This window comes from Micromonospora sp. CPCC 205558, from assembly GCF_036902955.1.
In the GTDB taxonomy this organism is placed as follows: Bacteria; Actinomycetota; Actinomycetes; order Mycobacteriales; family Micromonosporaceae; genus Micromonospora.
In genome coordinates this window covers 1-21,642 of record NZ_JBAKHR010000008.1, presented here as the reverse complement: position 1 = coordinate 21,642, position 21,642 = coordinate 1, and the positions used below count along the sequence as shown (strand labels likewise).

Below are 21,642 nucleotides of genomic sequence, written 5' to 3'. Positions count from 1 at the left end.
GGTATTCGAGGGACGACACCGCGTGGGTGCCACCCTTCCGTCGGCCACCACGCATTTATCAGGAGGTGTGTAGTGGTCAGGATTCCTTCGCTGTCCCGCCGGTCCGAGCCGGCACCGACGCGGGACGAGAACCTCGACGGCCGCGTGGACGGCCGCGACGCCCCGGTCACCGAGACGGGCCAGTCCGACGAGAGCGCCGGCCGTCCGTCGGTCACCGACCGGGACGCCAACCAGACGACGTACCGCAGCACCGCCACGAACGATGGCCAGGTCGGCGAGGCCGAGCGGCGGGCCAACGAGCGGGCGGCGGTGGCCCGAGCCGCCACCGCGCGACCGGCAGAGACCGACTCCCGAGGCACCGCCCGCCCGGTCGCACCCGAGCCCGTGAACGGCACGACCCGCCCGGTCGCACCCGAGCCCCAGAACGGCCCGGCCGGCCCGGTCGCTCCCGAGCCTCGCACCGCCCACAAGGTGGAGACCGAGTCCCGGCCCGCCGTCGTCCCGGCCACGGCGCGCACCGCCGAGCGGGATTCCACGGCGCGCACCGCCGAGCGGGACGCCGACGTCGACAGCACCACCCGGCGGTCCGACGCCACGGACCGGGTCACCACCGACCGGCGGCTCGACCCGACCCCGGGTGTGACCACGCCCGAGCCGCCGGTGACGCGTGGCCCGAAGCCGCGGGCCAGTCTGCTCGCCACCCTCGGCCTGATCGTGTCCGTGGCCGGTGCGCTCTTCGTGCTGACCGGGACCCTGGCCGGGTACGGCATCGGGCTCGGCGCGTTCGGTGCGGTGCTCGCGGTGCTCGGCCTGATGGCCACCCGCCGTCGGCACGTCGCCGGCAAGACCGACGCGCTCTTCGGCGTGCTGATCGGGCTGGCCGCGGTCGTGATCGGGGTGCTCGCGATGACCGGCCAGTTCGACTGGCCGACCACCGACGGCGACTGGGTGCAGCGGTTCCGCGAGTGGCTTGACTCACAGTTTGTCGATCGTTTCTAGCGGGCACTGTCCCGCTCGCCGGTGATACACCGGCGAACAGCCGGCGGTTCGCCGGCAGCCCGACCTCATCCGGTGGTTCACCGGCCGGGCGACACCCTTTCAGGGGCGGCGGTTCGCCGCCCCTGAAGTGTTTTCGGGTTCGCCAGTCCCCTCGGAATGGCTCGCCGCACGACCAGAAACCCTGCGGACAGCGCAGGCCCAACCGCCTTGCCCGCCCCTTTGCTCTGCTGCCGCCCATGCGCCACCCACACGCCCAGCCTCCGGGCGTCCGGGCGTGCGAGGGCGTCCGGGCGTGCGAGGGCGTCCGGGCGTGCGAGGGCGTCCGGGCGTGCGAGGGCGGATGGACGTACCGGCGGGTGGGTGGGTGGCGCGTATTGGGCAGCAGAGCAAAGGCTCTGCAAAGGCCTTGCGAGGGCCCTGCGGCAGGTGGCCGGAAACAGGAAGCCCGGCCCCGGGCAAGCCGCAGCGCAACGATTCGAAGTTGCGGAGCGCCTAGACGCAACGAATCTTCGGCCTGCGCAACTCTCGGTGGTGGATCCTGCCGCTGACGCCGCATAACGTTGAGCAACGGCGCCAGCCCGTGGGCCACGGTGGCCGGGCGCGCCCGACCCCTGGGAGCAGGACAATGACGATGGACGCCACCAGCCAGCGCCTGTTGATGTGCCGGCCGACGTACTTCGCCGTCGACTACGCCATCAACCCCTGGATGGACCCGAGCGCGCCGGTCGACGCCGCGCTGGCCGTCCGGCAGTGGGAGCAGCTGCGCCAGACGTACCTTGACCTGGGCCACACCGTCGAGGAGATCACTCCGGTGCCCGGCCTGCCCGACATGGTCTTCGCCGCCAACGGCGGCACCGTGATCGACGGCAAGGCGATGGCCGTGCAGTTCCGTGACCCGCAGCGCGCCGACGAAGCGCCGGCGTTCCGGGCCTGGTTCGAGGCCGCCGGCTTCGAGATGTACGACCCGAAGCACGTCAACGAGGGAGAGGGCGACGTCCTGCTGGCCGGTGACCACCTGCTGGCCGGCACCGGCTTCCGCACCGCGCACGCCGCACACGCCCAGTTGCAGGAGGTCTTCGGCTACCCGGTGATCACCATGCAACTGGTCGACCCGCGCTTCTACCACCTGGACACCGCGCTGACCGTGCTCGACGAGCGGACCGTGGCGTACCTGCCGGAGGCGTTCTCCCCGGGCAGCCAGGCCGTGCTGCGCCGGCTCTTCCCCGACGCGGTGCACGCCACAATGGCCGACGCCGAAGTGCTGGGGCTGAACGCGGTCAGCGACGGACGGCACGTGGTGCTGCCCGCGCAGGCCACCGACCTGGCCGCCAAGCTGCGCGACCGGGGCTACGAAACCATCGGTGTCGACCTGTCCGAGCTGCGTAAGGCCGGCGGCGGACCGAAGTGCTGCACACTGCGACTCCGTCAGGGAAAGGCAAGCAAGTGATCGTGGATGACAGGCTGCGGACGCCGGGAGCTGTCCGGGACGCCGAGCGCTGGACAGCGCACAACTACCACCCGCTGCCGGTGGTGATCTCGTCCGCGGAGGGCGCCTGGCTCACCGATGTGGACGGCCGTCGCTACCTGGACTGCCTGGCCGGCTACTCGGCGCTGAACTTCGGTCACCGGCACCCACAGCTGATCGCCGCCGCGCACGCCCAACTGGACCGGCTCACGCTGACCAGCCGGGCGTTCATCCACGACCAGTTCGCCGACTTCTGCCGGGAGTTGGCCGAGCTGTGTGGCAAGGACCTCGTGCTGCCGATGAACACCGGCGCCGAGGCGGTGGAGACCGGCATCAAGGTGGCCCGCAAGTGGGGCTACCAGGTCAAGGGCGTGCCCGCCGGGCAGGCCAAGATCGTGGTCGCCGAGGGCAACTTCCACGGGCGGACCACCACCATCGTGAGCTTCTCCACCGACGAGGACGCCCGCGCCGACTTCGGGCCGTACACCCCGGGGTTCACCGTCGTGCCGTACGGCGACCTGGCCGCGCTGACCGCCGCGATCGACGAGAACACCGTGGCCGTGCTGCTGGAGCCGATCCAGGGTGAGCAGGGTGTGGTGGTGCCTCCGGAGGGCTACCTGCCCGGCGTACGCCAGGTCTGCACCGAACGCAACGTGCTGTTCATCGCCGACGAGATCCAGTCGGGTCTGGGGCGTACCGGCGCGACCTTCGCCTGTGACCACGAGGGCGTTGTGCCCGACATGTACCTGCTCGGCAAGGCGCTCGGCGGCGGCATCGTGCCGGTCTCCGCGGTGGCCGCGAACGCCGACGTGCTCGGCGTGCTCAAGCCCGGCCAGCACGGCTCCACCTTCGGCGGCAACCCGCTCGCCTGCGCGGTGGCGATCGAGGTGGTCCGGCTGCTGGCCACCGGCGAGTTCCAGCGCCGCTCGGCGGAGCTGGGTGAGCGGCTGCGGGCCGGCCTGGAAGGGCTGGTCGGCAAGGGTCTCGTCGGGGTACGCGTCCGTGGCCTCTGGGCCGGTCTGGACATCGACCCGACTCTGATGAGCGGTCGGGAGGCGTGCGAGCGGCTCGCCGCGCGCGGCGTGCTGGCCAAGGACACCCACGGCTCCACCATCCGGCTCGCCCCACCGCTGGTCATCACCGAGGAGGAGATCGACCTGGCGGTGGCCGCGCTCGCCGAGGTGCTGACCCCCTAACCCGACGGCCGGCAACCAAGCCCACCCACCCACCCACCCACCCGCGTGCCCACCCACCCGCCCGCCCGCCCGCCCGCGTTGATCATGAAGTTATTGCCCGCCGCCGCGGCGTGTCGTGGCAATAACTTCATGATCAACCGGGTCGGCGCGCACCGCCCCGGCAGCGCGCTGGGTTAGGGGCGGGGCAGGCGCATGGCCATCGTCGGGGCCTCGGCCATCACCGAGGTGGGGGTGAACGGGGCACCGGCCGGCAACTCCTCGGCCCGACCGATCTGCACCCCCGGGTACAGCTCCACCATGTCGTTCTCACCCAGCACCCGGGACTGCTGCGGGGCCAGCGGGATCCGGTCCGACTCGGTCATCGAACCGGCCGGGCGGATGCCGGAGCCGTTGGTGCTGACGTCGGTCACGATGACCTCGCCGACCCGCAGCTCGAAGCGGACGTGACCACGGCTGATCCAGCGTCGAGCCTCATCGTTGAGCCACTGCCCGAGCATGATCCCGCCATCCTGCTCGGGGGCACGGCCGGCCACCAACGGCTGCTCCTCGCTGAGCACGAACCGCCGCCGGACCAGGCCGCCGATGCGCACCGCGAGCACCTCCGTACGCGGACGCGGGCCGGCGTCACTGAGCCGTACGCCGTGCCGGGGACAGGTCGGCACACCGTTGCGCAGCGCGGGCGGCGGCTGCGCGGCGGGGCTGCGGTCGGCACCCCCGGCCAGGTCGGCGAACGCGCCGCCCCCACCACCGCCGCCGAACAACGCGCAGCCCGACTCCGGGCAACGCCACTGGCGGGCCAGCAGCTTGACGCCCGTCGGCGAACGCTTGCCGGCCACCGGCGAGTGCCCACCACCGACGTGCGCGATGAACACCGGCCCGCCGGCGCCGGGCACCGGAGCGAGCACCCGACCGGGCTGCTCGACCAGCCACGGGAACCGACCGCGCAACCCGTCGAAGCGGACCCGGCTGAGCACCGGCAGACCGAGCAGGTCGGCCACCTCCAACATCCGGTCACCCGGGTTGTCGAGCACCTCGACGAGCCCGTCGTCGGCCCAGCGGCGGACCACCATCCGCTCGTTGGAGGTGAGGTCGGCGTCGGAGAGCAACGCCCGGTGCACCACTGCGTAGACTTGGACGCTGTCTTCCTCCAGCTCGCGGGAGAGCGCGTCGATGACCATACCGAGGCGCAGCAGGCTGGCCGGCCGACCACCGTCGATGTCCTGGTAGCGGATCACCTCGGCCAGGTCGACCACGGCTCGGGCCAGCCCCGGGTCGGTGCAGACCCGACCCTCGATGGCGTCCAGCACCTTGCTGATCTCGAATCTCATGCTGCGCTCCCGACGATGTCGTCGATCCGCCGGGTCGGGAACCAGCCCGTCAGCCCGCCCAGCTCGTCTCGCACCGCTTCCGCGGTGAGCAGGTCTGCCATGCGCCGACCCTACCGGGGACGACGGACGTCATCGACCAGCGGTAGCGGGGTGTCGATCGACCCGGTACGCGCAGGCGGGGGCGGTGCCGTCCGGCACCGCCCCCGCCCTCCCCCTGGTGTGTTCAGCCGCGCAGCGGCCGCCCCACCTCGTGCAGGTGACCGAGTGCCTGCCGGTACGACTCGACCAGCCCGGTCTCGGCGTACGGGATGCCCTGCTCGACGCAGTAGGCCCGGACGATCGGCTGGGCCCGGCGCAGGTTGGCGCGCGGCATGTTCGGGAAGAGGTGGTGCTCGATCTGGTAGTTGAGACCGCCGAGCGTGGTGTCGACAAGGCGGCTGCCCCGCACGTTGCGCGAGGTCAGCACCTGCTTGCGCAGGAAGTCCAACTCGTCCTCGGCGGTCGGCATCGGCATGCCCTTGTGGTTCGGCGCGAACGCGCAGCCCATGTAGAGGCCCCACAGCGCCTGGTGCACGACGGCGAAGAGCAGCGCCTTGACCGGGGACATGACCGCCAACAGCAGCGCCACGTAAGCGGCGGTGTGCACGACGAGCAGCGCCGCCTCGACCGCCCGGTGCCGCATCGGGACGGCGTAACCGCCGTTCGGCTCCCGACCGATGATCGCCCGGATACTCGCCACGTGCAGGTTCAGGCCCTCCAGCAGGAGCATCGGGAAGAAGAGGTACGCCTGCCGCTTGGCCATCCAGCGGCCGATCCCACGGGTCTCCAACGCCTGCTCGCGCGTCCACACCAGGGCCCCCGCGCCGACGTCCGGGTCCTCGTCCTCGTGGTTCGGGTTGGCGTGGTGCCGGTTGTGCTTGTCGACCCACCAGCCGTAGCTGAGCCCGACCGCCGCGTTGCCGGCGAACAGCCCCACCAACTCGCTGGGGCCACGCCGACGGAACATCTGGCGGTGCCCGGCGTCGTGACCGAGGAACGCGACCTGGGTGGTGGCCACCGCCATCAGGGCCGCGAGTGGAAGCTGCCACCAGGAGTCGCCGAGCAGGAACACGGCCACCCAGCCGGCCACGAACGCGCCGAGGGTGAGCGCGATGCGGGTGACATACCAGCCGGGGCGCCGTTCCAGCAGGCCTGCCTGGCTGATCCGTCGGGACAACTGTGCGTAGTCACTACCTCGCCGTCGTACCGGCGGTTCCGCCACCGCTCCGAGCGCCATCGCTGCTCCCGTTCCGCTTGCGCCCGTACCGGGGTGGTTCGGGCTTAATGTCAAGTCTCCCGATCGCGGTAGCACTGAGTAACCCCGACAGCCCCCGAATGGGGGGTAGGGCAGGCCCTACCCCTACTGGTTCGCGACTCAGCCCAGTCGGCCCACCGCGGCGCGCAGTCGAGCCAGGTCACGTCGACGCCGCTCGTAGGTGGCGGCGAGCCCGACCAGGGCCAGCCCACCGACCCCCAGGTAGATCCACCGGGGCAGCAGATCCCACCCCCGCGCCAGCTCGTGCAGCGCCAACAGCGTCAGCACGCCGCCGCCGAGCAGCACCGGCGCCTGCCACCGGCGGGTCGCGCCGGCCAGCACCACGCCGATCGCCGTCGCGCCGAGGAGCAGTCGCCGCCACGGCTGCGGGTCCGACCCGGCCAGCACCGACACGAGGCTGGGCAGCAACGCCGCGACCAGCCCCGGGCCGAGGGCCGGCCAACTGGTCAGCCCCGGCCGGGTGCGCAGCGCCAACAGACCCGCGCCGACGGCCAGCGCCGCGGCCGGCAAGGTGTACGCCTCCAGCACGGTCACCCCACCGGCGGCCAGCAGCACCCAGGCACCGAGCAACTCGCTGCCGGCGGCGATCCCGACGAACGCCCACCGCCGACGGGCCGGGTCACCCCGGCGCAGCAGTCGCAGCGCCACGGCGACGCCCCAGAGCACGCAGACTGTGGCGAGGTGCCGCGCCACCTCGACGGCGAGCACCGCCGCCACCAGCGCGACAGCCTGCGCGGCGGCGTCCAGGACGCGTCCCAGCCGGGCCCGCGCCGGGGTGAGCGCGGCGGCGGCCAACGCCATCGCGGCCACCGCCAGCAGTGGGTACGCGGCGGCCCGCAACGACAACCCACCGGCGAGCGGGGCGGTCACCGCCAACGCGGACGCCGCGCCCACGGCGGCGAGGCAACCGGCGACCCGTACCTCGAACCTGCGCGCCCCGGCGGCGACCGCGACAGCCGCCACCAGCAGCGCCCCCTCGGCCGCGAGCGTCCCGGCCCGGGTGGCCAGCAGACCGGACACACCGGAGGCCACCAGCACCACACCCACCGGTACGGCGACCGGCGCGAGCGCCGGACGGGGCGCGGCCAGCGCGGTGAACAGCAGCGCGGCCAGGCCGGCCAACAGGACGGCGGCCGGCAGCACCGGCCACGGCGCGCCGATCGCGACGAGGAGCACCGGCAGCGCCGCCGCGACGAACGGCAGCGCGAACGGCACCGACCGGCCCACCCGCCGACCGGCCCACCCTGCGGCCACCGCCAACACGACCAGCGCGAACCCGACCGGGAGCACAGTCGGGTCAGCGACCACCGTGGGCACCCCCGACCACACCCGGTCCCGACCGCCGGAGGGCGACACGAGCGCGGTCAGCACCGTCGGCAGGGCCGCCAGGACGGCCACCACCGCCAGCGTCCCGCCCGCCGCCAGCACCAGCGCCGACGTGGCCGGCACGGGTTCGTCGGCCGAAGACCGGTCCCCGAGGGCGACGAACGCGACGCCCAACGCCGCCAGCGCGGCGTACAGCGCGAGCGGCTCGTCGCCCGCCCCGACCAGTGGCACGAGGCCGGGCACGGTCACCGCGACGACGGCACCGGTCAGCGCGTACCCGATCAGCTCCACCCGGTGGCGACGCGCCGCGAGCGCCCCGACCAGCGACAGCGCGGCGACGGCCAACGCGCACCGGGCCTGCCACCACGGCGGCGCACCTGCGGCGAACAGCGCCACCGCCGCGATCCCGGGCAGCGCCAACTGCCCGACCAGCAGACCCACACCGGCCACCGCCCGGTACGCCCCGGCCCCCCGTCGTACGGCCAGCGCCAGCCCCAGCACGACGAGCACGGCAAGCGCCACCAGGGCGCCCGCCGGGGCGGCCAGGGCGACCAGCAACCCGTGCCCGACCAGGACGGCACCGCCGAGCGCCCGGGTGAGCAGCGGGGCCGACGGGGTGGTCGGCCGGGCCAGCACGGCGAGCAGCAGCGCGGCCCCGCCGACCAGGTCGATGGCCACTACCTGGGGCCAGGAGACCGTCCAGCCGGCGGGCACCGCGAGCAGCACCGCCACCGCGCCGGCCGTGGCGAGTGCCGCCCACGCGCCCCGGGGCAGCAGGAGCACCGTCGCGCCGACCGCCAGCGCCACGCCAGGCGCCAACTGCCAGCCCCAGTGCAGGTCCGGCCCCAACCCAGCCCCGCCCCACGGTGGCAGCGACCGGCCAATGGCGGCGACCGCCAGCCCGATGGTGATCAGCACGGTGACCTGTGCCGTGCCCGCCGCGACGAAGAGCGCACCGACCCGCGGACCGGTCCGCCAACCGCCGCCACCGTCCACCGCCGCCGGCAGTAGCCGCACGGCAGCTGCCAACCCGAGCGCCACCGCCCCCGCCGCGAGCAGCAGCAGGGACGGCCGCAGCTCGACCACCGGACGCAGCAGGGCGGCGGCGAACACCGGCACCAGCAGCCCCGCCGCCACCGCCCGCAGCGCCCGCCCCCCGACGAGCCAGGCCGCGCCGAACCCGGTCAGCGCAACCAGCAACAGCGGCAACCCGGCCAACAGCGGCGAGCCCCCCGCCCGGCCGCTGACCAACGGCACCGCCGCGCATGCCGCGGCACCCAGCAGCGCGGTGACATGGGCGATGCCGGCCAGCACCCGGCCGACGAGTTGCGCCGCCCCTTCCCGGCCCCGCAGCGCGGCCAGCACCGCCAGGTTCAGCAACGCCACCCCGAGCAGGACCATCGCCCACCCGGCCGCCCCCAGCCCGGCCTCGGCCGCGAGCAACGGCAACGCCGGCTGGGCGGCCAACAGGGCGGCGAACCAGGGCCCCGTCAACCCGCTCCACCGGCCGTACGCCACGGCGACCGCCGCGCTGGCCCCCCCGACCAGCGCGGCGTACCGGCTGCCCGGCCAGTCGGCCACCCCGGCCAGGTCCACCGACCAGGCCGCGTAACCGTCCAGCACCACCAGCAGCAACCCCACCGCGGCGAACGTCTCCGCCGTACCGCGCAGCCCACGGCGGACCGCCAGCAGCGGTACGCCCAGCGCGAGCGCGGTGAACGCGGCCAGGATCAACGCCCGCCCGCCAACCCCCACCGCCGCCCAGGCGACAGCGGTGAACACCACCGCCGCGGTGCCCAGCAGGAGTCCACCGAGGACGAAGAGCAGACCCTGCACGGTCCGCGTCGAGGTCTCCGCCGCACCCGGTCGCGAATCCGCCGGGCCCCCGGGCCCCCGACCAACGGACGGCATCGGCGCGACCGGAGACGTCGGCGCGACGGGAGACATCGGGCGCGCCACCACCGAGGCGGCCAACCCGGCACGGACGACCGCCGCCAGCTCGGCCCGCCGGCGCGACACGGCCGTCAGGCGTCCGGCCAGCTCGGTGTACGCGCGGCGGGCCCGCTCCACCTCCGGCTCAAGCTCGGCGACCTGCCGGCTCAGCCGAACCACCTCAGCGGCGATCGGGTCGGGCGCCCGCCGACAGCCGGGGCAACCGGCGGTCAGATCGGCCGGCGCACCACAGGCGGGGCAGGGATAACGGGTGTCGTTCACCCGGCCATCATCGACATCCGACCGGGGTTGTACCCAGAGTGCGCGTACTCAGGATCGCGTGTGCTCGTACACCCAGGTGGTGTAGTCGGGGTTGCCGCTCTCCATCCTGGACACCAGGATCTCGGGCACCTCGTACGGGTGGCTGACCCGGATCTGGTCCAGCAACGCGGCGAGCCGATCCGGTGCGGTCTTGAACTGCACCGACCATTCGGTGCTCGTCTCCATTCCGGACCGCCACCAGTAGGTGCTGTCCACCTGACCACCCACCTGGGCGCAGGCGGCGAGCCTGCCGGCGACGGCGGCGGCCGCCAACACATCGGCGACTGAACGCGCGTCCACCACCGTTGTCACCACGCAGATCTCGTCCACGCCCGCACCCTACGCGGCATTCTCCCGATTACTAGCGATCCAGGTGTCAATCTGCGCCCACCAGTCGAAGAGCCAGTCGATGCGCTGCTGCCGCCCGGTCGGCACGTCCTCCGGCGGCACCGACCAGAACCGCATCACGATCCGCTTGTCCATCGGCAGTTCCCGCCACACGTCGGCGGCGGTGAGCATCCGGTCCAGCCCGGTGTGGGCGACGAAGATGACCCCGGCGTCCGGTGCGGCGTCCAGCGCGGCGAGCATTCCGCCGGGCTGCGGGGCGAGCACGTGGCGCATCCGCTCGGCGCGCAGGGCCATCCGCTCCAGGCCGAGTGAGCGCAGCCGGGCGATGGCGCGCAACCGCCGCTTGGGGGTGAAGTTGCCACCCTCGGGGAAGATCACGAACGCGTCGTTGTCGTCCAGGCCGCTGGCCAGGTGCCCGACCTGGCGGACCGTCTCCTCGCCGCGCTCCGGCGTCGGCGCGATGAACCGGTTGGGCAGCCTGTTGAGCAGCACGTCGATCGCCGGGTCCCACTGGAGGCTGTCCTTCAGGACGATGCGGGGCTCCCGCTTGAACCAGTTGACCAACCCGTGGATCAGGATGAACGAGTCGCCGGGCCCGGCGTGCCGGCAGAGCACCAGCTCGGGACGGCCGGGCAGCGCAGTGTCCGGATCGGTGCCCACCACGTCGATACGCAACCGCAGTGTCCAACGTGCCTGCCAGAACAGCACCCGCAGGAACCAACCGGCCAGCACGTAGTGCGCCCGCTGGAAGGCCGGCGACCGGGTCCGCCAACCGAAGCCGGAGACGACCCAGAGCACGAAGAGCGCGAGCAGCGCCGCAGCGTCCCAGACCAGGTAGAAACACACGATCCAGAGCAGCCGCAGCGGGCGCAACCGGCCCGGGACCAGCGGGGACGCGGCAGCGGCGAGCAGCGCCCAGACCGGCAACGTGGTGACCACGAGGAAGGCGAGCAGGACGACGGCGGGGGCGAGCAGCAGCCGACGCAGCCACCGGGGAGGCAGCGGCATCACCGCTCCCGGTGGGCGGCGAGGTAGCGCCGGGAGGCGGTGTACGCGCGGCTGATCCGCCGTCCCACCGCCGCCATGTCCCGGTACGCCCACGGTGTGTCGTCGCGGGGGTCCAACCCGCCGGTCGGCAGGACGTGCACCTCAACCCCCTCGGGCAGCGCCGCCAACTCCCGGAAGAAGCGGTGCCGGCGGGAGATCTCGAACGCGACCTGCGCGATCTCCCACGGCCTGCGGGGCGGCGTCAGCTCCCGTTCGATCCGACCCACCTGGAGGACGTAGATCCGCCGGGCGCCGACGGCCACCGCTTCGCCGATCGGGATGGAGTTGACGATCCCGCCGTCCACGTAGTGCGCGCCGTCGATCTGCATCGGCGGAAGCAGACCCGGCACCGACGCCGACGCCATGACCGCCGGCACCACCGGACCGCTGTCGAACCAGTGCTCGGCGGCCCGCTCGATGTGGGCGGCGCAGCAGCGGAACGGCACCCGCAGGTCGGCGAAGGTGGTGTCCACCCCCAGCTCGGTTTCGAGCAGGCGGCGCAGCGGCCGGGGTGAGTGCAGGTGGGTGCGGGCGGCGAAGCGGCGCAGCTGCCGGGCGACCGAGTCGCCGTACACCTCGCTCGCCTCCGGTGAGGCCCAGAGCCGGACCAGCCGGTCGGTCACCGCCTCCGACGGGTCGGCGGCGACCAGCGCACCGTTCACCGCGCCGATCGAGGTGCCGAGCACCATGTCGGGTTGGATGCCGGCGCGGAACAGCGCCCGCAACATGCCGACCTCGACCGCGCCGAGCACTCCCCCGCCGCCGAGCACGAACGCCACCGGTCCCCCCGCCATGCCTCTCATCCTGGCACGGGCCCGCCGCCGGCCCGGTGGGGCGTGGTCAGCCGACGGTCACCGCACGGCAGGCACCGTCCGCCGACGGCCGGCGGCGACGGCGTTGACAGGCCGGACACATTCGCGCAACCTGATACCGCTCCCACCCCTGAGGCAGGTGCGATCGGTGAAGGCAGCACTGCATCCGGGCCGATTGCTGGCTCGCAGATACCGACTTCTGGACCAGATCGGCGCCGGTGGCATGTCGGTCATCTGGCGTGCCCGGGACGAGGTGCTGGACCGTGCCGTCGCGCTCAAGGTGCTCGCACCGTCACTCGCCGCCGACGCGCGATTTCGGGGCATGGTGCGCGAGGAGGCACGGGCCGCCGCCCAACTCGTGCACCCCCATCTGACCTCCGTGCACGACTACGGCGAGACGGTCGACCCGGACGGCTCGATCACCTCGTTCGTGGTGATGGAGCTGCTCAGCGGCGAGGAGTTGAAGCTACGGCTCACCGAGGGGCCGTTGCCGTGGGCCGAGGCGGTCCAGGTGGGCGCGCAGGTCGCGGACGCGCTGGCCGCCGCGCACCGCCTCGGCATCGTGCACCGGGACATCACCCCGGCCAACGTGATGATGACGGGGACGGGCGTCAAGGTGCTCGACTTCGGCATCGCCACCCGGATCGGAGCACCCGACGAGGACGAGGACGGCGAGACCTTCGGCACCCCGGCGTACGTCGCCCCGGAACGCCTCGACGGCGCACCGGCCCAGCCGTCCACCGACGTCTACTCGCTCGGCGTACTGCTGCACGAGGCGCTCACCGGCCGGGTCCCGTACCCGGCGGACACCTGGGAGCAGCTCAGCTCCGCGCTGGCCAGTGGCCCGCCGCCGACGCTGGCCGACCTACCGGACCTGCCCCCATCCGTGGCCCAGATCTGCCTGCGCAGCCTCGCCCGGAACCCGGCCGATCGGCCGACCGCCCGGCAGGTCGCCACCGCGCTGCGCGATCACTCGCTGCCGACCGAGCCCCCGACCGCGACCATTCGGGTGCCCACCGAGCCGCTGCCAGCGCAGTCGCCCGCCGCGGCAACGGCCGGCGTCCCGACGCCCGCCCCAACGAGTCTGGACGGCGGGGCCTCCCCCGCTCGGATCGAGGCGGCGACCGGGTCGGGCTGGTCCCGGCGTCGGCTGGTGCTGTTGCTGGTGCTGGCCGTCGGGGTGACGCTGGCCGGGGTGGCCCTGCTGCCCGAACAGCAGCCGACCCGCCGGGCGCAGCCCTCCGCCGCTCCGGTGACGACCCCGTCGACCGACCCGCCGACCCCCGAGTCGTCCGCGCCGACCCCGCCGTCCCCGTCGGCCGGGTCACCGTCGACGAGACCGACGACCGGTGCGCCCACTTCGAACCCGGGCACCCTGACCGAGGCAGCCAACCGGGTCGACGGGTTGATCCGCGCCGGGGAGAGCGCCGGGGAGATCCGCGAGGACGTGGCCCTCGACCTGCGCAACGAGCTGCGCAATCTGACCGCGGCGGTCAGCTCCGGCCGCGAGAAGCTGGCGCCACCGGTGGCCCGGCTGCGGACGAAGGTCACCGTCCGCCTCGGTGAGGGGGGCATCAGTCCGGCGTACGCGTCTCGGCTCGACACCGCCATCGCCGAGCTGGGCGCGACCGGGGCCTGACCCGGCGACACGTGTGGGTCAGCGCACCGGCACCCGGGCCGATTCTCGTACCTCGTGCCGGCCCAGGGCGAAGCGCCGATAGACCTCCGCGTAGCCGCTCGCCATCCGCTCGACCGAAAAGCTCTGGGCGACGTGCGCCACGCAGTCCTCCGGGTCGATCCGCTCCGCCGCGAGCAACGCCGCGGGTAGCTCCTCCGACCGCTCGACGACGAGCCCGGTCAGCCCCGGCCGGACCAACTCGGGCACCGCACCCCGGTTGAGCGCGACCACCGGTGTGCCGGTCGCCATCGCCTCCAGCATCACCATGCCGAACGGCTCGTCCCACTGGATCGGCATGATCAGGCAGCGGGCGTCGACCAGCATTCGCAGCGTTGTCGCGCGGTCCGCGTTGAGCACGACTGTCACATCGTCGTCGACCATCGGCGCGACGACCTGCTCGTAGTAGCGGCGCTCGGCCGGCTCGTTGCACTTGCCGGCCAGCAGCAGGGGCAACCCGGCGGCCCGGCACGCTTGGATGGCGGTGTCCGGGCCCTTGTCCGGGCTGAACCGGGCCAGCCACAGCACCGGCCCGGCGCCGGGCATCTGTTTGCGCGGAAAGCCGCGGATGTCCAGCGCGTTGTGCACCGTTCCGGCCCAGGGCAGGTTCGGGTTCAGCCGGCGCTGGGCGTGCGAGATCGCCACCAGGGCGACGCCCGAGTCGATGTCGCTCAGCACGTCGCCGTACTCCCCCACGGGGTTCCCGTGCACGGTCGCGACCGTCGGCACGGCCCGACGGCCGGCGACCAGCGGACCGATCGTGGTGTGGTCGTGGATCACGTCGAAGTCGGCGGCGCTGATCAGCCGATTCACCCGGGCCAGGTGAGCCAGCTCGGGCAGTGACTCGCCGAGCCGCTCGTACTGGACCTCGGCGACGGTGGAGACGAAGCCGTGGGCAGCCGTGCCGTGGTCACCGCCGGCGCCGAAGAGGGTCACGGCGTGCCCCTGCCGGCAGAGCGCGTCCACCAGGGCGGCGACGACCTGCTCAAGGCCCCCGTAGCCGGGCGGCGGCACGGACAACCACGGCGGAACCACCATCGCGATGCGCAGCGACCGCTCCTCGGTGCGGCCCGCAGGCGGGTGGTTCACGGCCACGAATCCTCCCCGTTGATCCCCGGTGCGGTGACGCCGCCGGTCGAGCCGGTCGGGCCGGTCGGCGGCGCTTTCCCAGTGGCATCCCCGGTAAACCGGACACGGCGGACGATCACCCGCCCACCAGGAGTTGGTCGTCGACCACCCGCACCCCGGGCGCGGACCACGCCACCCGCTCGACCTGGTCGCGTTCCCACCAGGAACGGACCACCCCGGCGAGGACCAGCGTGTCGCCATCCACCTCGACGGTCACCCGTTCACCGCCGAGCGTGCGCAGCAACGCCCGCTGGACGTCTTGACGCAGTTGCTCGCCGGCCGGTGGCGCAGAAGGTCGGACCTCGATCAGGTTGGTGATACCCCGTACGCCGTCGAGCCGACGCACTTCGCCCTCGGCAGCCCGCCGCTGCCACCCGAACTCGACCTCGCCGCGCAGCATCAACCAGCCGTTGGCCACTGTCACGTCCAGCTGCTCGGCGGGCACGAAGCTGTCCCACTCCAGGGCTCGGGTGGCGGCGATGGCGACCTCGGCGTCGGTACGCCCCGGAGTGCCGGGCAGCCGCACCTCGATCTCGTCGGCCACCGCCCGTACGCCGCGAACCCGCTGTGCGCACCGGGTCGCGGCCCACCCGCGCGCGGCACCGTCCACGAATCCGGTCAGGGTGACCACGCCCTGGTCGACGGTCACCCCGATCTCGTTCGGTTGCAGCTGGGCGTCCCAGGCCAGCTCCGCCAGGACGTCGCGTTGGATCCGCTGGTCGTCGCGGACATCCACCATCTCGGTCATGGCACCCCACCCCCGGTTCTCCGGTCGCCGAGACTCGTCCACCGAACCTGCCGGGCAGACGGGTGACGGCGGTTCACCCGATCCGGGTGAACCGCCGTCCAGGGCGGAAAAAAGCGGCGGGTGACGGAGCCGACCCCCTCGGCCCCGCCACCCGCCGCCGGAGGGAGGAAGCAGGTTCAGATAAGTGGTTAGGACGTCTCGGCGAGCGTCACGGTCACCGACTTCTCGACACCGTTGCGCTTGAACTGCACCTCGACCCGGTCGCCGACCTTGCCGGCCTGCACCGCGCCGACCAGGTCGTCCGAGTCGTTGACCGGCTTGTCGCCGAACCGGGTGACGACGTCGCCGCGCTGGAGGCCGGCCTTCTCCGCCGGGCTGCCCGGGGTGACCGACGCGACGAGCGCGCCGCCGCCCTCGGCCTGGTTGACGCCGACCCCGAGCGACGGGTGGCTGACCTTCTCGCCACGCTGGAGCTTGCCCGCGACGTCCTTGGCCTTGTTGCTGGGGATGGCGAACCCGACGCCGATGTTGCCGGTGCTCTGCCCGGAGGTCGCGATGGCGGTGTTGACGCCGATCACCTCGCCCCGGGTGTTGACCAGCGCGCCGCCGGAGTTGCCGGGGTTGATCGGCGCGTCGGTCTGGAGCAGGCCGGAGATCGAGCTGACGGTCTGGCTCTGCTGCTGGCGCGGGTCCTGCGGCTGGCCCTCACCGGCCCGGATGGTGCGGTCGCGGGCGCTGAGGATGCCCGAGGTCACCGAACCCTGGAGGCCGAGCGGGCTGCCCAGGGCGAGCACCTGGTCGCCGACCTGCATGGCGTCGCTGTCGCCGAATGTGGCCGGCTTGAGGTCGCTCACCCCGTTGGCCTTCACCACGGCGAGGTCGGTCTTCGGGTCGGTGCCGATGATCTTCGCGTCGGCGGTCTTGCCGTCGGCGAAGACCACCCGTACGGCGTCACCGGCGGCGGAGGCGACCACGTGGTTGTTGGTCAGCACGTACCCGTCGGCGCTGAGCACCACCCCGGAACCCTCACCGCTGTCGGTGGTGATCGAGACGACGCTGTCCTGCACCGACGCGGCGATCTTCGGCAGGTCCGCGCCGTTGATCACCGGAGCCGCGGAGTAGGTGCGGGTGATGCCGCCGCCGTCACCGTCGAGGGCAAGCGCGAGCGCGCCACCGGCCACGCCGGATCCGAGCATCAGGGCGAACACCGCGACGCCGGCACCGGCGAACTTGGCGATCCGGCCCGGCCGGGGGCCGCTGCCGGGCGGCGCGACCGGCGGGCCCCACGGCGGCACCGGCTGGCCCGGGTGCTGGGGCTGCTGCCCGGGGTGCTGGGCGTGCTGGCCCGGGTGCTGCTGGTGCTGGCCTGGGTGCTGCTGGTGCTGGGCGTACCCCATGCCCGGCTGGCCCCCGCCGGCCCAGCCGGACTGCTGGCCCTGGTACCAGGGGGCACCGGGGTAGTGGCCGGCGGTCGGCTGTGGGTAGCCGGGCTGGCCGGGCGCCGGGTGGCCGGAGACCGGGTACGGCGGCGCGGACGGAGTGGCGGCCGAGGGCTGGTAGCCGGGGGGCGGCTCGTACCCGGTCAGCTGAGCGGCAGCCGGTTGGTCGGCGGGCGCGGAGGAACCGGCGTACCCGGACGGCGCGGCGGCCGGGGTGACGGCGGTGGTCTCGGCGTCACCGGCGGTCGAGACGACAGTCGGCTCATCGGTGGTCGAGACGACCGATACGGGGGTGGTCGGGGAGTCGGACTGCACGCGCTCGTCGCGCGGCAGCTCGGCGGTGGGGTGCGACGGCTCGGCGTCGGTGGGGGCCGGCCGGCGCTGCGGGTCGGACTCGAACTCGGTCATGGCACTACCTTCTCCCCCAGCACTGCAATCAAGCTGGAACCGTCCTGGAAGTTGGCTGAAAGTCACTCGCCCGCTCCGTCGACCTGCGCCAGCAACGGCAGCCGGACCCGGAAGGTGGCCCCACCGCCGGGTGTCTCGGCCACCTCGACCGAGCCGTGGTGGGCGGCGACAAGCGCCGCCACGATGGCCAGGCCGAGACCGGTGCCGGTGTTGCCGTCGGCCCGCCGGGTACGCGCCGCGTCGGCCCGGTAGAAGCGCTCGAAGACGCGTTCCGCCTGCTCGGCCGAGAGGCCCGGGCCGGTGTCGGCCACCTCCACGACCGCGAAGCCACCCGGTTCGGCGCGCAGCCGTACCCGGATCTCGGCCTCCGGTGGGGTGTGGGTGAGCGCGTTGGTGACCAGGTTGCCGATCACCTGACGCAGCCGCGCGTCGTCCGCGGAGACGACGAGCGGGCCCGATTCGGGCGCGATCTCCAGCTCGATCCGCCGATCCGGTGCCATCGCCCGGGCGGCCTGCACCGCGTCGGAGGCGAGCACCGGCAGCTCCACCGGGGTCAGCGCGAGCGGTCGTTCCCGGTCCAACCGGGCGAGCAGCAGCAGGTCCTCCACCAGCAGCCCCATCCGGGCAGCCTCGTCCTCGATCCGGCGCAGCAGACCGGCGGTCTGCTCCGGCGCGCGGGCGGCACCCTGCCGGTACAGCTCGGCGAAGCCGCGGATGGTGGTCAGCGGCGTCCGCAGCTCGTGGGAGGCGTCGGCGACGAACTGCCGCATCCGTTCCTCGGAGCGGATGGCCCGCGCCTCGGACGCCTGAGCGGCGGCGGCGGCATCCCGGGCGGCGCTCTCCGCCCACCGGGCCGAGGTCTCCGAGGCTGCTCGGGCGGTGAACGCCGCCTCGATCTGGGTGAGCATCGCGTTCAGCGCACGGGAGAGCCGGCCCAGTTCCGAGGTGGGCTCGGCCTGGCCCTCCTCCGGGTCGGGCACCCGTCTGGTCAGATCACCGCCGGCGATCGCGGCGGCGGTGCGTTCGATCTCCACAAGCGGTTTGAGGCTGGTCCGGACGATCGCCGCACCGACCGAGGCCAACATGATCAGCACCGCCCCCCCGACCAGCAGGTCGATCCAGGCCAGCCGTTTCACGGCGAGGTCGACGTCGGTCAGGTGCTCGCCGATCGCCGCCATCTGGCCGTTCGGCAGCTCGGTGTAGAGCATTCGCCAGCGCAGCGAGCTGTCCCGCGCTCGGACGGTGCGTGGCTTGCCGTCCTGGGCCTTCTCCTGCGCCTCGAATCCGGCCGCGTCGCTCGGCCAGGGCGGTAGATCCGCCGTCGTGAAGCGGGACTGGTCGTACGCGAAGTCCTTCACCTGGCCGGTGGTCGTGCTGGTCAGCACAACCACGTAGTCGCTGGGCAGCGAGACGACGTTCGACGAGGGCATCATGGACTGGATGCGGCCCGCCGAGTCGCGCAGCTCAAGGTCGATCTGCTCGACCAGATAGTTGTGCAGGAAGTACGCGGTCGAAACGCTGATCACCACCAGGGCGCCGGAGACCAGCGCGAGCACCGAGGCGACCAGCTTGATCCGCAGTGGTACGGCCCGCACCCGCCCCTTCGCCTGCTGGACCGCGTTCACGCCGCCGGCTTGCGCAGCACGTATCCGACGCCGCGGAGGGTGTGGATCAGCCGGGGTTGGGTGGTGTCGACCTTGCGCCGCAGGTACGAGATGTAGGACTCGACGATGTTGTCGTCGCCCCGGAAGTCGTAGTTCCAGACGTGGTCGAGGATCTGCGCCTTGGACAGCACCCGGTTGGCGTTGAGCATCAGGTACCGCAGCAGCTTGAACTCGGTCGGCGAGAGCTGCACGCGCTGGCCGGCCCGGTGCACCTCGTGGGTCTCCTCGTCCAACTCCAGATCGGCGAAGGTGAGCCGGGACGGGGTCTGCTCGCCGGTCGTGGTGCGGCGCAGCACGGCGCGGATCCGGGCGGTCAGCTCCTCCAGGCTGAACGGCTTCGTGACGTAGTCGTCGCCGCCCAGGGTCAGCCCACGGATCTTGTCGTCGGTGGCGTCCCGGGCGGTCAGGAACACCACCGGGGTACGCGTGCCGCCCTCGCGGAGCATCCGGATGACCTCGAAGCCGTCCAGGTCAGGGAGCATCACGTCGAGCACCACCAGGTCAGGCCGGTGGTCCTTGGCGGCGTTGAGCGCCGCGCTCCCGCTTGTCGCGGTAGCCACGTCGAAGCCCGCGAACCGCAGGCTCGCGGAGAGCAGTTCGAGGATGTTGGGGTCGTCCTCGACGACAAGCAGTCGCGCCTCGGTCTGGGTAGCGGGCATGCGCCCATCATCGGTGACGTCACTGCGCCAGCGCTGGACGGTTCCTGGAAAAAGGCTGTGAGTCGTCGGCCGTTCGGCGGCCTCGGTCAGCGCAGCAGGCGACGCAGCCCGTCGAGGGCGCCGTCGAGCAGCCGGATCGCGGTGCGCAGTTGGGTGTCGCTGAACTGTCGGGCACGCATCAGCCGGCCCACCTCAACGGTGAAGGCGGCCAGCCGCTGGTCCAGCTCGTCGAGCAGCTCGGCCTGCGGGCCGGTGGCCGACGTCGGCCGGGGCGGCGGTGCGGGCGCCTCCCAACGGGGGGCCCGCCGGGTCTGCCGGGTGGCCTCACTCAGCTCCCGTTTGAGGTCGCGTACCGATCCGCGTACCTCGCTGCGGATGTCACCGGCCAGGCTGGAAAGATCCGCCACGGAGGCGGCGATGTCCGCCTCCAGCGCGGTCAACTCGCCGGCCCGCTGGCGCAGTTCGGTACGCCCGGCGTCGGTGATCTCGTACGTCTTGCGGCCACCGGCCGCGGTGTGGCTGACCAGACCCTCGACCTCCAGCCGTTGCAGGCGGGGGTAGATGGTGCCGGCGCTGGGCGCGTACAGCCCGAGGAACCGGTCCTCCAGCAGGCGGATCAGCTCGTAGCCGTGCTTCGGGCCGTCGTCGAGGAGCTTGAGCAGGTAGAGCCGGAGCCGCCCGTGGCTGAACACGGCGGTCACGGCAGCTCCTCTCCGTCGTCGTCGACCGCTCGGGCGAGCAGGGAGATGCTCCCCGAGGTCGCGGAAGCCCAGAGCTTACCTTCGCCGGCGCCGAGAACCCCCTCGCTGCTGGGCAGCGGGAACGTCGAGGTGCGCAGCTGCGGGAAACCGCTGGTGATGCGGCCGGACGCGGTGTTGAGCCGGACGGCGAGGTCGCTGTCCTCGCGGACGCGGACGGTGATGCTGCCCGAGATGGTGGTCAGTCGGATTTCGCTGCGTCGAGGATTGTCCAGATCACAGGTGATGGCGCCGGAGACGGTCTGTGCCCGCACCCGGTCGGCGGCGCTGTCGGCGAGGATCACCTCCCCGGAGACCGTCTCCAGGGTCAGGTCGCCGCGGACGCCGAGCGCCTCCACCGGGCCGGAGGTGAGCTTCGCGGAGGTGGTGCCACGCAGCCCCATCAGGGTGATCTGGCCGGCGACGACGTTGGCGACGGTCTGCCGGCGCAGGCCGGAGGCGACCAGTGACCCCGCGACCAGGCCCAGGTCGGCGAGGACGTCGGCGGGCACGGCGATGGAGACGTCCACCCGGGGATAGCGGTGGATCATCCGGAACCACCGCAGAACGTCCGACCAGCCCCGACCGCGCTCCTGGCGGATGCTGAGCCGGCCGTCGGAGTGGTCGACCAGGACCGGCCGACGGCCGACCTGGGTCACGTCGATCCGGGTCGGCCCATCGGTGGCGACCACGTTGAGCCGTCCACTGATCAGTCGAACGTCCAGCCGGACGACCGGAGCGTCCAGGGTGAGCCGCTGCGGGCTCTCGATCGTCCATCCGGCCATGGCGTCCCCCTCTCGACGACGCGCGGGAGGCACGCCGAACAGGAGAAGACTGTAACGCGATACATCGCGATACCACAAGACTGTCGCGAGTCTCGCGTCTCCGCACCTCCGCGTCTCCGCACCTCAAGATCGTGCTCAATCCTGGATCCAGTGGCATCCCGCACCGCCGAGACCACTACTTCCTGGATCGAGCGCGATCTTGGGGGTGACGCGGGGGCGCCGGGCGCAAGGCGCGGGGGCGCCGGGCACGGGGCGCCGGGCACGGGGCGCCGGGCACGGGGCGCCGGGCGCCGGGCACGGGGCGCCGGGG

17 protein-coding genes are annotated in these 21,642 nt (G+C 73.0%); 4 read left to right on the top strand and 13 right to left on the bottom strand.

All coding sequences use genetic code 11. The features are described from left to right. Window positions 1-72 precede the first annotated feature (72 nt). From V6U86_RS11200 to rocD, 3 genes are all read left to right on the top strand, one after another. Window positions 73-999 carry a thrombospondin gene (locus tag V6U86_RS11200; RefSeq protein WP_334501693.1) on the top strand — a complete coding sequence of 309 codons (927 nt, stop codon included), beginning with the start codon at window positions 73-75 and terminating at the stop codon, window positions 997-999. 631 nt (window positions 1,000-1,630) lie between these two features. Further along, entirely contained in the window at window positions 1,631-2,446 is an 816-nt protein-coding gene (gene ddaH, locus V6U86_RS11195) for a dimethylargininase (RefSeq protein ID WP_334502249.1), read from the top strand. After that, complete coding sequence (gene rocD / locus V6U86_RS11190) at window positions 2,446-3,660, top strand: ornithine--oxo-acid transaminase (protein WP_334502247.1); 1,215 nt, start codon at window positions 2,446-2,448, stop codon at window positions 3,658-3,660. The genes ddaH and rocD overlap by 1 nt, the downstream gene beginning before the upstream one ends. A 173-nt stretch (window positions 3,661-3,833) precedes the next feature. Here the strand turns inward: rocD and V6U86_RS11185 are convergent, their stop codons facing one another. From V6U86_RS11185 to V6U86_RS11160, 6 genes are all read right to left on the bottom strand, one after another. After that, the gene (locus V6U86_RS11185) at window positions 3,834-4,988 is read right to left on the bottom strand and encodes an FHA domain-containing protein (RefSeq protein ID WP_334501691.1); all 1,155 of its coding nucleotides are present in this window, start codon (window positions 4,986-4,988) and stop codon (window positions 3,834-3,836) included. 223 nt (window positions 4,989-5,211) lie between these two features. Then, window positions 5,212-6,264, bottom strand: a complete 1,053-nt coding sequence (locus V6U86_RS11180; RefSeq protein ID WP_334501689.1) for a fatty acid desaturase family protein — start codon at window positions 6,262-6,264, stop codon at window positions 5,212-5,214. A 138-nt stretch (window positions 6,265-6,402) separates the two neighbouring features. After that, window positions 6,403-9,843 (bottom strand): SCO7613 C-terminal domain-containing membrane protein, encoded by a 3,441-nt coding sequence (locus V6U86_RS11175; protein ID WP_334501687.1) that lies wholly within the window; start codon window positions 9,841-9,843, stop codon window positions 6,403-6,405. Between the two features lie 48 nt (window positions 9,844-9,891). Next, window positions 9,892-10,212 (bottom strand): divalent-cation tolerance protein CutA, encoded by a 321-nt coding sequence (cutA, locus tag V6U86_RS11170; protein ID WP_334501684.1) that lies wholly within the window; start codon window positions 10,210-10,212, stop codon window positions 9,892-9,894. 9 nt (window positions 10,213-10,221) lie between these two features. Continuing rightward, window positions 10,222-11,238: a 1-acyl-sn-glycerol-3-phosphate acyltransferase gene (locus tag V6U86_RS11165; RefSeq protein ID WP_334501682.1), complete on the bottom strand. Its 1,017-nt coding sequence runs from the start codon at window positions 11,236-11,238 to the stop codon at window positions 10,222-10,224. After that, entirely contained in the window at window positions 11,238-12,071 is an 834-nt protein-coding gene (locus V6U86_RS11160) for a patatin-like phospholipase family protein (RefSeq protein ID WP_334501679.1), read from the bottom strand. The genes V6U86_RS11165 and V6U86_RS11160 overlap by 1 nt, the downstream gene beginning before the upstream one ends. A 166-nt stretch (window positions 12,072-12,237) precedes the next feature. Between V6U86_RS11160 and V6U86_RS11155 the strand changes: the two genes are divergently transcribed. Continuing rightward, on the top strand, window positions 12,238-13,728 hold the full coding sequence (locus V6U86_RS11155; protein WP_334501676.1) for a serine/threonine-protein kinase: 1,491 nt from the start codon (window positions 12,238-12,240) through the stop codon (window positions 13,726-13,728). An 18-nt stretch (window positions 13,729-13,746) separates the two neighbouring features. Here V6U86_RS11155 and V6U86_RS11150 read toward each other — a convergent pair whose 3' ends face one another. The 7 genes from V6U86_RS11150 to V6U86_RS11120 all read right to left on the bottom strand — a co-directional run bounded on the left by V6U86_RS11150 (window position 13,747) and on the right by V6U86_RS11120 (window position 21,332). Continuing rightward, complete coding sequence (locus V6U86_RS11150; RefSeq protein WP_334502244.1) at window positions 13,747-14,802, bottom strand: glycosyltransferase family 4 protein; 1,056 nt, start codon at window positions 14,800-14,802, stop codon at window positions 13,747-13,749. 166 nt (window positions 14,803-14,968) lie between these two features. Continuing rightward, window positions 14,969-15,640, bottom strand: coding sequence for a BON domain-containing protein (locus V6U86_RS11145; RefSeq protein ID WP_334501674.1), 672 nt, complete (start codon window positions 15,638-15,640; stop codon window positions 14,969-14,971). 188 nt (window positions 15,641-15,828) lie between these two features. Then, on the bottom strand, window positions 15,829-17,487 hold the full coding sequence (locus V6U86_RS11140) for a S1C family serine protease (RefSeq protein WP_334501672.1): 1,659 nt from the start codon (window positions 17,485-17,487) through the stop codon (window positions 15,829-15,831). 62 nt (window positions 17,488-17,549) lie between these two features. Continuing rightward, window positions 17,550-19,112 carry a sensor histidine kinase gene (locus tag V6U86_RS11135; protein WP_334501669.1) on the bottom strand — a complete coding sequence of 521 codons (1,563 nt, stop codon included), beginning with the start codon at window positions 19,110-19,112 and terminating at the stop codon, window positions 17,550-17,552. Further along, window positions 19,109-19,810: a response regulator transcription factor gene (locus V6U86_RS11130; RefSeq protein ID WP_184178241.1), complete on the bottom strand. Its 702-nt coding sequence runs from the start codon at window positions 19,808-19,810 to the stop codon at window positions 19,109-19,111. The genes V6U86_RS11135 and V6U86_RS11130 overlap by 4 nt, the downstream gene beginning before the upstream one ends. 86 nt (window positions 19,811-19,896) lie before the next feature. After that, on the bottom strand, window positions 19,897-20,511 hold the full coding sequence (locus tag V6U86_RS11125) for a PadR family transcriptional regulator (RefSeq protein ID WP_334501663.1): 615 nt from the start codon (window positions 20,509-20,511) through the stop codon (window positions 19,897-19,899). After that, complete coding sequence (locus V6U86_RS11120) at window positions 20,508-21,332, bottom strand: DUF4097 family beta strand repeat-containing protein (RefSeq protein ID WP_334501661.1); 825 nt, start codon at window positions 21,330-21,332, stop codon at window positions 20,508-20,510. Before V6U86_RS11120 ends, V6U86_RS11125 begins: the two co-directional genes overlap by 4 nt. Window positions 21,333-21,642 lie beyond the last annotated feature (310 nt).

What these genes read in the sequence shown, in the direction of transcription:
- ddaH (WP_334502249.1), top strand. Translation starts at nt 1,631, where the DNA reads ATGGACGCCACCAGCCAGCGCCTGTTGATGTGCCGGCCGACGTACTTC.
- V6U86_RS11185 (WP_334501691.1), bottom strand. Translation starts at nt 4,988, where the DNA reads ATGAGATTCGAGATCAGCAAGGTGCTGGACGCCATCGAGGGTCGGGTC.
- V6U86_RS11180 (WP_334501689.1), bottom strand. Translation starts at nt 6,264, where the DNA reads ATGGCGCTCGGAGCGGTGGCGGAACCGCCGGTACGACGGCGAGGTAGT.
- V6U86_RS11165 (WP_334501682.1), bottom strand. Translation starts at nt 11,238, where the DNA reads ATGCCGCTGCCTCCCCGGTGGCTGCGTCGGCTGCTGCTCGCCCCCGCC.
- V6U86_RS11160 (WP_334501679.1), bottom strand. Translation starts at nt 12,071, where the DNA reads ATGGCGGGGGGACCGGTGGCGTTCGTGCTCGGCGGCGGGGGAGTGCTC.
- V6U86_RS11150 (WP_334502244.1), bottom strand. Translation starts at nt 14,802, where the DNA reads ATGGTGGTTCCGCCGTGGTTGTCCGTGCCGCCGCCCGGCTACGGGGGC.
- V6U86_RS11145 (WP_334501674.1), bottom strand. Translation starts at nt 15,640, where the DNA reads ATGACCGAGATGGTGGATGTCCGCGACGACCAGCGGATCCAACGCGAC.
- V6U86_RS11140 (WP_334501672.1), bottom strand. Translation starts at nt 17,487, where the DNA reads ATGACCGAGTTCGAGTCCGACCCGCAGCGCCGGCCGGCCCCCACCGAC.
- V6U86_RS11130 (WP_184178241.1), bottom strand. Translation starts at nt 19,810, where the DNA reads ATGCCCGCTACCCAGACCGAGGCGCGACTGCTTGTCGTCGAGGACGAC.
- V6U86_RS11120 (WP_334501661.1), bottom strand. Translation starts at nt 21,332, where the DNA reads ATGGCCGGATGGACGATCGAGAGCCCGCAGCGGCTCACCCTGGACGCT.